Below are 9,513 nucleotides of genomic sequence, written 5' to 3'. Positions count from 1 at the left end.
CGTCGCCTTCACCGAGGGCGGTGAGCGGCTGGTCGGAACGGTCGCCAAACGCCAGGCGGTGATGAACCCCGAGAACACGATCTTCTCGATCAAGCGCTTCATGGGCCGCAAGGAGTCCGAAGTGAAAGAGGAGGAGACGATCGTCCCGTACAAGGTCGAGGCCGGCCCTAATGGCGACGTGCGCGTCGACGTGCGTGGCAAGCAGTACAGCCCGCCGGAGATCAGCGCGATGATCCTGCAGAAGCTGAAGACGGACGCCGAAGCGAAGCTCGGCGAGCCGGTCGACAGCGCGGTCATCACCGTCCCCGCGTACTTCAACGACGACCAGCGCCAGGCCACCACCGACGCCGGCAAAATCGCCGGGCTCGAGGTCAAGCGCATCATCAACGAGCCGACCGCGGCTTCGCTCGCGTACGGCCTCGACAAGGAGACCGACCAGACGATCCTCGTCTTCGACCTCGGCGGCGGCACCTTCGACGTGTCAGTGCTCGAGATCGGCGACGGCGTCTTCGAGGTGAAAGCGACCGCCGGCGACAACCACCTGGGCGGCGACAACTGGGACAAAGCGATCGTCGAGTGGCTGGTCGCCGAGTTCAAACGCGACCAGGGCGTCGACCTCGCGGCCGACAAGAACTCGCTGCAGCGCCTCTACGAGGCGGCGGAGAAGGCGAAGATCGAGCTCTCCTCGACCCAGGAGACGCAGATCAACCTGCCGTTCATCACCGCCGTCGAGGGGCAGCCGAAGCACCTCGACCTGAAGCTCAGCCGCTCGAAGCTGACCGAGCTGACCGGTGACCTGCTCGACCGCACGGTCGGGCCGGTGAAACAGGCTCTCTCCGACGCCGACGCGTCGATCGACCACGTCGTCCTGGTCGGCGGCATGACCCGCTCGCCGGCCGTCCGCGAGAAGGTCAAAGAGCTGACCGGCAAGGAGCCCCACCAGGGCGTCAACCCGGATGAGGTCGTCGCGATCGGCGCCGGCATCCAGGCAGGCGTGCTGGCCGGCGACGTCAAGGACGTGCTGCTGCTCGACGTCACCCCGCTGACCCTCGGCATCGAGACCAAAGGCGGCGTGATGACGAAGCTGATCGAGCGCAACACGACGATCCCGACGAAGAAGTCGGAGGTCTTCTCGACCGCCGACGACAACCAGCCCTCGGTGGAGATCCACGTCCTCCAGGGCGAGCGCGAGATGGCCACCGGCAACAAGAGCCTGGGCAAATTCCAGCTCACCGGCATCCCGCCGGCGCCGCGAGGCATCCCGCAGATCGAGGTCACCTTCGACATCGACGCCAACGGCATCATCTCGGTGGCGGCGAAAGACAAAGGCACCGGGACCGAGCAGAAGATCGAGATCAAATCCGGCTCCGGGCTCTCCGACGACGAAATCCAGAGCATGGTTTCCGACGCCGAGTCGCACGCCGAGGAGGACCGCAAACAGCGTGAGCTGGCCGAGGCCCGCAACATCGCCGAGAACGCGGCCTACCAGGCGGAGAAAACCGTCTCCGACGCCGGCGACAAACTCGACCAGGGCACCAAAGACCAGATCGACACGGCCGTCAAAGACGTCCGCGCGACGCTCGACGGTGGCTCGCTCGACGAGGTGAAAGGCAAGACCGAGGCGCTGACCGCGGTGATGACCAAGCTGATCGAGCGCAACACCACGATCCCGACCCGCAAGGGCGAGGTCTTCTCGACGGCCGAGGACAACCAGCCGTCGGTCGAGATCCACGTCCTGCAAGGCGAGCGTGAGATGGCCAACTACAACAAGTCGCTGGGCAAGTTCCAGCTGACCGGCATCCCACCGGCGCCGCGCGGCATCCCGCAGATCGAGGTCACGTTCGACATCGACGCCAACGGCATCCTCGCCGTGTCCGCCAAGGACCTGGGCACCGGCAAGGAGCAGAAGATCGAGATCAAGGCGGGCTCCGGCCTGTCGGAGGCCGAGATCAAGTCGATGGTCGGCGACGCCGAGGCCCACGCCGAGGACGACAAGAAGGCACGCGAGCTGGCCGAGGCCCGCAACAACGCCGAGAACGCCGCCTACCAGGCCGAGCGCCAGCTCAAGGACCTCGGCGACCAGGTCGACCCGCAGTCCAAGGACGAGATCGAGGCGGCCATCACGGCCGTCCGCGAGTCGCTGACCAGCGAGGACCCGGAGCCGATCAACGCCGCGGCCGAGACGCTGCAGTCCGCCTTCCACAAGGTCTCTGAGGCCATGTACGAGAAGGCCCAGCAGCAGGCCGCGGCCGCGCAGGCCAACGGCCCCACGCCGGAGAACGGCTCGGCCCCGGCCGACGGTGACGCCTCCGTGGAGGAGGACGTCGTCGACGCCGAGGTCGTGGACGAGGGCAAGTAGGTGACCGAGGAGCGCGACACCTCGGTCGACGAGGCGACGGCGCCGGGGTCGACCCCGGCGCCGGACGGCGCGGTCGAGGAGGTCGACGCCGTCGCCGAGCTGGCAGAGGATGCGGCGGTCGAGGCCCCGGTCTCGGCCGAGCCCGACTTCAAGGACCTGTACTTGCGGGCGGCCGCCGAGACCGACAACGTGCGCAAGCGCGCGCGGCGCGACGTCGAGCTGGCCTCGGCGCGGGGCGTCGCGCGGTTGGCGCGCGAGCTGCTGCCGTCGCTGGACAACCTCGACCGGGCGCTCGCTGCGGCCGAGGCCGAGGAGTCCGACGCCGAGCATCACCTGACCAAGGGCATTAGGTTGGTTCAGCAGGAGCTGCAGACCGCGCTGACGCGCGTCGGGATCGAGCAGTTCACGCCGGTCGGCGAGGCCTTCGATCCCCACCAGCACGAGGCCGTTGCCCAGCGGCCTGCCGAGGGCGTGGAGACCGGCGTGATCACGCAGGTCTACCAGCCCGGCTACCGCTACAAGGAGGAGATCCTCCGGGCCGCCAAGGTCGTGGTAGCCGCATGATGACCGGACGGCCGAACAAGTTCACCACCATCATGCGGTCAGCCGCATGACGCCTTCCGACCCCTACAAGATCCTCGGGGTCGAAAGGAAGGCGTCCCAGGACGAGATCAAGAAGGCGCACCGCAAGCTCGTCCGCCAGTACCACCCCGACCACAATCCGGGCGACGCCAAGGCCGAGGAGCGCTTCAAGGAGATCCAGGCGGCGTATGACGTCGTCGGCGATCCGGACAAGCGCAAGCAGTTCGATCGCGGCGGGATGTTCGGGATGGGTGGCGGCGGTGGTGGCGCCGGCGGTCCGTCCGGTGGGTTCTCCGCGGGCGACTTCGGCGGCTTCCAGGACATCCTCTCCAACCTGTTCGGCGGTGGTGGGGCCGCAGACGGTGCCGGCACGCGCGGTCGTGGCGGCGCGACCGCGGGCGGTCCGCGCCCCGAGCGCGGCGCTGACCTCGAGTCCGCGGTCGCGATCTCCTTCGAGCAGGCGATCGCCGGCGCGCAGATCCCGCTGAGCGTCGCGACGACGCAGCCGTGTCCGACCTGTCGCGGCACGGGCGCCAAGCCCGGCACGTCGCCGAAGGTCTGCCCGAAGTGCCAAGGCCGCGGGATCGAGTCCCAGGGCCAGGGCCTCTTCTCGATCTCGCAGCCGTGCTCTCGGTGCCACGGGTCCGGGGCGATCATCGAGGACCCGTGTCCGACGTGCCACGGCGCCGGGCAGCAGAAGACGGTCAAGAACTACAAGGTGAACATCCCCGCGGGCGTGCGCGAGGGGTCGCGCGTCCGGCTGGCCGGCAAGGGCGAGGCGGGTCGCAACGGCGGGCCGCCCGGCGACCTGTACGTCGTCACGCACGTCGCGCCGTCGCCGATCTTCGAGCGCAAGGGCGACAACCTCGAGGTCGAGGTGCCGCTGACGATCCCTGAGGCGATCCGCGGGGCTGACGTTGAGGTGCCGACCCTGAACGGCCGCAAGAAGCTGCGGGTCGCGCCGGGCACCAAGCACGGCACCGTTCAGCGGCTGCGCGGTGAGGGCCCGCAGAAGTTGGGTGGCAAGGGCAAGGGCGATCTCCACTACAAGTTCGTCATCGACGTTCCCGCGACGCTGAGCGCCGAGCAGTCCGAGGCGGTCGAGAAGCTGTCTGCCGTCATGGGCGACGATCCGAGAGCGAGGCTGTTCTCATGAGCATGCGCCGCACGCGCACGACCGTCACGGTCAGCTCCGACCGCGGCGTCTTCATGATCTCCGTCGCGGCCGAGTTGGCCGAGATGCACCCGCAGACGCTGCGGATGTACGAGCAGCGCGGGCTGATCGAGCCCAAGCGCTCGCCGAAGGGCACGCGGCTGTACTCGCACGAGGACGTCGAGCGGCTGCGCCGCATCCAGGAGATGACCAACGACCTCGGGCTGAACCTCGCAGGCGTCGAGCACGTCCTGCGCATGGAGCAGGAGCTCGACCGCGCCAAGCGGCGCGTCGACGCGCTCGAGCGTCGCACCGAGGAACTCCAGGCCGAGATGGTCTCCCAGATCGACGCCGTCAAGCGTGAGCTCCGCGGCGGCGAGCTCGTCCCGCTCAAGCACACCCACAGCCTCCTGCCCCACCGGATGCCCCCGGCCGAACCCGAGCCATCCCGCCCCCGCCGCATCCCGATCCGGCGCGACGGCGAGCAGCCGGCGCGGTGACGCCGGCGGGGTGGGAGGGCTCGGGGTCAGCCGGGTCGGGGGGTAGGTTGCAGGGCGGATGCGGCCGCTGAACCTGGGGGAGACGCTCGACGCGAGCATCAAGATCGTGCGCTCGCGCTGGAAGACGCTGGCGACGGTGATGCTGGTGGTCGCGCTGCCGATCCAGCTGGCCAACATCATCATCATCAAGTCGACGACCGACGTCTACCAGGTCGGGACGAGCTTCTCGACCAGCGCGAAGTCGGCGACGACCTACAGCGACGATGGCGCCTACGTCGCGGGCCAGACGCTGATCCTCGCGCTGAGCTTCCTCGGATATCTGCTCGGCACGGTCGCCTGTTACCGCGCGATCGCCGACACCTATCTCGGTCGCGAGACCAGCGCGCGTGCGTCCCTGCGTTTCGCGGGCGGCCGTCTGGGCGCGACGCTGTGGCTGACGATCGTCCTCTTCGTCGGGCTGCTGTGCGGGTTCCTCGCGCTCTTCCTTCCCGGGATCTGGCTGTACATCGCGTGGACGGTCGCCTACCCGGTGATGCTCGTCGAGGGCACCGGTGGGTTCGCGGCGCTGAAGCGCTCCTTCAAACTCGTCGAGACGCGGTGGTGGGCAACGGCCGGACGGATGGCCGTGACCTACATCTTGGTCGGCGTGGTGACCACGGTCGCGACGCTGCTGTTCATCGCCCCCACGGGCTGGTTCGTCGACGACACCTCCTTCGGGGCGCTGCTCCTCGAGCACACGGCCAACTTGGTGGTGTCGCTGGTGACGACGCCGTTCGTCGCGGCGGTGACCACGTTGGTGTACTTCGATCTGCGGGTGCGCAAGGAGGGCTTCGACCTCGCGCTGCTGGCCGAGCGGATGGGCGGGCCGGCGGCCTCTGGTCCGCCGGCTGCGCCCACGTCGGTCCCGCCGCCCCTGTGGTCGGCAGATCGTGACGGTGGCCGCGATGCCTTCGGCCGGCCGGTCGCTCCGCGCGGCGCGCCGTCGCCGTACGCCCCGCCCGTGCCGCCCCCACCCGCGCCGGGATCGTGGGCGCCGCCGGTGGCGCCCGAGCCCCAACGGCCGTCACAGGACGAGTGACCGACGCGGCCCTGCGTGAGCTGGCCGCTCGAACGGCCAGCGGCGACGGCGCCGCCCGCCGGGCGCTGACCGGCGAGGCCCGCGCGCAGGCTCGCGAGATCCTCGCGCAGGATCGCTTCAAGGGCGGCCACCATCATGCGGGGCTGCTGCACGGCGTGTTCGTCACGCTTGGCGACTGGTTGGAGTCCCTGACCAGCGCGCTGCCCGGTGGACCCGTGACCGGCTGGCTGCTCTTGGTGGCGGTGGTCGTCGCCGTGACCGCGGTCGTCGTGAACGTGATTGGCGCGCACCGCCGCCGCCGTCGCGCCGCCGCGCGCGTGGCCGGCCCCGGCGACGTGCCAGGCGCTGCGCAACTCGGTCCCGCCGAGCTCGAGCGCCGCGCGCTGGAGGCCGAGCGTGCCGGCGATCTCGACGGTGCCATCCGCCTGCGGTTCGCCGCTGGCCTGCTCCGCCTCGATGCGATCCACGCGATCGACCTGCGGCCCTCGCTGACCTCCGGCGCCGTCGGCCGCACGCTGCGCTCCGAGCGCTACGACGAGCTTGCCGTGACCCACGACGCGATCGCCTACGGCGGCCGTCACGCGGCCGATCAGGACGCGGCGGCCGCGCGCGAGGAATGGCCGGTTGTCGTCGGCGAGGCGCGGCGGCGATGAGGGGCGCGGTGCACAAGGGCTCTCCGGCCGCACATCGCGGCGAGGCGCGGCGGCGATGACGGGCGCGATAGGCAACGGCGCTCCGGCCGCACGTCGCGGCGAGGCGCGGCGACGATGAGCCGCTCGACGATCTTGGTGCTCTTCGCCGTCGTGGCCGTCGTCCTCGTCGGCGTCCTGCTCGGCCGGGCGCCGGAGCAGCCGTCGGGCCCGGCGTCTTCCTCGTACGCGACCTCGCCCGCCGGTCTCGCCGCGTACGCGGAGCTGCTCGAACGGGCCGGGCACGATGTGCGCCGCGCGCGGGCGTCGCTCGCCGACCGACGGCCTGCCGGCGGCGAGACGGTGGTGGTCGTCGATGGCCATCGGCTGCCCGCCGCCCAGCGTGACGCGCTGCGCGCCTACGTCCGCAGCGGCGGTCGCGCGATCCTGGCCGGCACCGCCGCCGGCACGCTCGGCGGCGGCACAGCGCTCCCGCGCCGCGCGGGTGAATCCACGCCGGTCACCCGGCGCATCGGCCGCGGCACCGCGATCCTCGTCCCCGACGCCGAGCCGCTGCGCAACCGCAGCCTCGCCGACGGCGACCATGCCGCCGGGGCGCTGGCGATCGCCGGGCCGCCCGCGCGGCGCATCGCGTTCGTCGAATCGGTGCACGGCTACCAGGAGGAGACCGGCCTTGCGGCGCTGCCCGGCCGCGTCCAGACCTGCCTACTCCTCCTTGGCCTCGCCGCGCTGGCCTTCCTCATCGCCAGTGGCCGCCGGCTCGGCCCGCCCGAGGCCGCGGCCCGCACGCTGCCGCCACCGCGGCGTGCGCATGTTGAAGCACTTGCTGCCGCGCTCGCTCGCACCCGCGACCGTGACACGCTGACCACCCCGACCACGGAGACGCCACCGACATGAAGGACTTGCACGACCGCGTGAGCGCGGAGGTCCGGCGCGCCGTCATCGGCCAGGACGATGCGCTCGAGCTGCTGCTCGCGGCCGCGGCCCTCGGCGGCCACGTGCTGCTCGAAGGCCCGCCCGGCACCGCCAAGACGCTGCTGGCCCGCGCGTTCGCCGCGGCGCTGGACACGTCGTTTCGCCGCATCCAGTTCACCCCCGACATGCTGCCCTCCGACGTCACCGGCACGGTCGCGCTGCGCGACGGCGACCTGTCGTTCCGGCCGGGCCCGATCTTCGCGTCGGTCGTCTTGGCCGACGAGATCAACCGCACGCCACCCAAGACGCAGGCCGCGTTGTTGGAGGCCATGGAGGAACGGCAGGTGACCGTCGACGGCGAGCGCCACGCGCTCCCGGAGCCGTTCGTCGTCGTCGCCACCCAGAACCCGGTCGAGTACGAGGGGACCTATCCGCTGCCCGAGGCGCAGCTCGACCGCTTCCTGTTTCGCGCCGACATCGGCTATCCGAGCGAGGACGACGAGCGCGCGCTGCTGCGCCTCGCGCGCCGCGGTCTCGCGCCTGCCGCGCTGGACGACGTGCGGCCGGTCGCGAATGCTGAGGACCTGCGCGCGGCCCAGGCGGCGGTCGACGCGATCAGCGCGACCGACGAGGTCGAGGGCTTCGTCGTCGCGATCGCCCGTGCGACGCGCGCGCTGCCGGGCGTGACGCTCGGCGCCAGCCCGCGCGCTGCGGTCCACCTGCTTGCTGCTTCCCGCGCCGCGGCGCTGCTGGCGGGCCGCGACTACGTCACGCCCGACGACGTCGTCCGGATGGCCCGGCCGGTCCTCGGCCATCGCCTGATCCTCTCGCCCGAGGCCGAGCTCGATCGCTTCACCGCCGCCGACGCGGTCGCCGCTGCGCTGGCCGCCGTGCCGGTGCCACGGTGAGCGCTGTGCTGCGGTCACCACGCTGCGATGCCTCGGTCCGGAGCATCGGCCCGCGGTGACGCTGACCATCCGCACCGTCGTGGTCCTCGTCGCGGTCGCCGCGGCGGCGCTGGTCGTCCCCGGCACGGTCGTGGGCATCGCGGTCGCGGTGCTCGCGGGGCTCGTGATCGCCGACGCCCTGCTGGCCCGCAGCGCGCCGCGTGTCACCCGCACACTCCCCGCCGTCCTCGCGCGCGGCGTCGGCGTGCCGCTGGCGATCACGGTCCAGAGCACGGGCGGCGGCGCCGTCCGGGTGCGTCAGCCGCTCGTGCCGGACCTCGCGCTCGACGCCCGCGAGGGCGACGGTGGTCTGACCGCGACGCTCACGCCGCGCCGGCGCGGGCGCCATGTCCTGCCGGCGGTCGCGCTGCGCGCTCGCGGTCCGCTCGGCCTCGGCGCCTGGCAGCACCGGGCGGCGGGCGAGCAGGAGGTCACGGTCTTTCCGGACCTGCCGTCGGCACGACGGCTCGCGCTCGCCGTCCGCGACGGCCGCTTCCGCGACCCCGGCGTGCGCACGCGCGGGCCGGTCGGCCTGGGCACCGAGTTCGAGCGCGTGCGCGACTACCTGCCCGACGACGACATCCGCCAAGTCAACTGGCGCGCGACCGCACGTGCCGGCCGGCCGATGAGCAACCAGCACCGCGTCGAGCAGGACCAGGAGATCATGGTGGTGTTGGACGTCGGCCGGCTGATGGCGGCGCCGCTGGGCGACCGCACGCGCTGCGACGAGGCGCTCGACGCGGCGACCGCGCTGGCCCTCGTCGCCGACGAGCTCGGCGACCGCTGCGGCGCGCTGGCCTTCGATGACGAGATCCGCCGCCGCGTGCGCCCCGGCCGGGCGAGCGGCACCGACGTCATCCGCGCCACCTTCGACCTCGAGCCGTCCGAGCGTGACAGCGACTACGAGCTGGCGTTCCGGACGGTCGGCGGCGGCAAGCGCGCGCTCGTCGTCGTTCTCACCGATCTGCTCGACGAGGCGGCCGCCCGCGCGCTCGTCGACGCGGTCCCGGTGCTCACCCGCCGCCACGCCGTCCTCGTCGCCTCGGCGCGCGACCCCGACATCGAAAGCCTCGTCGACGGCGAGGACGCCGACCTCGCCGCCGCGGCCACCGACCTCCTCGCCGCCCGCTCTCGCGCAGCCGCCGCCGTCCGCGGCGCCGGCGCCCAGGTCCTCGAGGCGACACCCGGAACGTTGAACGCCGCCTGCGTCCGCGCCTACTTGTACGCCAAGTCCCGCCGCCGGCTCTAGCGCCACATTAAGCCCCCACGAAGGGGTCTGACCCCTCAACAAAGTTGATGCTGCAAATCGCACCAATCCGATTGTTGAGC

Annotated in this window: 9 protein-coding genes; all 9 read left to right on the top strand. The window is 71.8% G+C overall.

The features are described from left to right. Positions 1–2,359, top strand: a 2,359-nt coding sequence (dnaK, locus tag VGO10_RS03965; RefSeq protein ID WP_327465376.1) for a molecular chaperone DnaK, incomplete at its 5' end; no start/stop codon positions are given. Then, the gene (locus VGO10_RS03960; RefSeq protein WP_327465374.1) at positions 2,360–2,923 is read left to right on the top strand and encodes a nucleotide exchange factor GrpE; all 564 of its coding nucleotides are present in this window, start codon (positions 2,360–2,362) and stop codon (positions 2,921–2,923) included. Between the two features lie 46 nt (positions 2,924–2,969). Then, positions 2,970–4,097, top strand: a complete 1,128-nt coding sequence (gene dnaJ, locus VGO10_RS03955) for a molecular chaperone DnaJ (RefSeq protein ID WP_327465373.1) — start codon at positions 2,970–2,972, stop codon at positions 4,095–4,097. Beyond that, positions 4,094–4,594 (top strand): heat shock protein transcriptional repressor HspR, encoded by a 501-nt coding sequence (locus tag VGO10_RS03950; RefSeq protein WP_327465371.1) that lies wholly within the window; start codon positions 4,094–4,096, stop codon positions 4,592–4,594. Before dnaJ ends, VGO10_RS03950 begins: the two co-directional genes overlap by 4 nt. A 58-nt stretch (positions 4,595–4,652) precedes the next feature. After that, positions 4,653–5,672, top strand: coding sequence for a glycerophosphoryl diester phosphodiesterase membrane domain-containing protein (locus VGO10_RS03945; RefSeq protein WP_327465369.1), 1,020 nt, complete (start codon positions 4,653–4,655; stop codon positions 5,670–5,672). After that, positions 5,669–6,325, top strand: a complete 657-nt coding sequence (locus tag VGO10_RS03940; RefSeq protein ID WP_327465367.1) for a hypothetical protein — start codon at positions 5,669–5,671, stop codon at positions 6,323–6,325. The genes VGO10_RS03945 and VGO10_RS03940 overlap by 4 nt, the downstream gene beginning before the upstream one ends. A gap of 114 nt (positions 6,326–6,439) precedes the next feature. Then, a complete protein-coding gene (locus tag VGO10_RS03935; RefSeq protein ID WP_327465365.1) occupies positions 6,440–7,219 on the top strand; it encodes a DUF4350 domain-containing protein in 780 nt (259 codons plus the stop codon). Continuing rightward, positions 7,216–8,145 (top strand): MoxR family ATPase, encoded by a 930-nt coding sequence (locus VGO10_RS03930; RefSeq protein ID WP_327465363.1) that lies wholly within the window; start codon positions 7,216–7,218, stop codon positions 8,143–8,145. Before VGO10_RS03935 ends, VGO10_RS03930 begins: the two co-directional genes overlap by 4 nt. A gap of 55 nt (positions 8,146–8,200) precedes the next feature. Further along, positions 8,201–9,433: a DUF58 domain-containing protein gene (locus tag VGO10_RS03925; protein ID WP_327465361.1), complete on the top strand. Its 1,233-nt coding sequence runs from the start codon at positions 8,201–8,203 to the stop codon at positions 9,431–9,433. The last annotated feature ends 80 nt before the right edge of the window (positions 9,434–9,513 follow it).

The organism is Baekduia sp. (assembly GCF_035996765.1).
Classification (GTDB): domain Bacteria; phylum Actinomycetota; class Thermoleophilia; order Solirubrobacterales; family Solirubrobacteraceae; genus Baekduia.
This window is presented reverse-complemented; position numbering and strand designations above follow the sequence as displayed.

Excerpts from the sequence above, each read along its gene's own strand:
- dnaJ (WP_327465373.1), top strand. The coding sequence starts at position 2,970 with ATGACGCCTTCCGACCCCTACAAGATCCTCGGGGTCGAAAGGAAGGCG.
- VGO10_RS03950 (WP_327465371.1), top strand. The coding sequence starts at position 4,094 with ATGAGCATGCGCCGCACGCGCACGACCGTCACGGTCAGCTCCGACCGC.
- VGO10_RS03945 (WP_327465369.1), top strand. The coding sequence starts at position 4,653 with ATGCGGCCGCTGAACCTGGGGGAGACGCTCGACGCGAGCATCAAGATC.
- VGO10_RS03935 (WP_327465365.1), top strand. The coding sequence starts at position 6,440 with ATGAGCCGCTCGACGATCTTGGTGCTCTTCGCCGTCGTGGCCGTCGTC.
- VGO10_RS03930 (WP_327465363.1), top strand. The coding sequence starts at position 7,216 with ATGAAGGACTTGCACGACCGCGTGAGCGCGGAGGTCCGGCGCGCCGTC.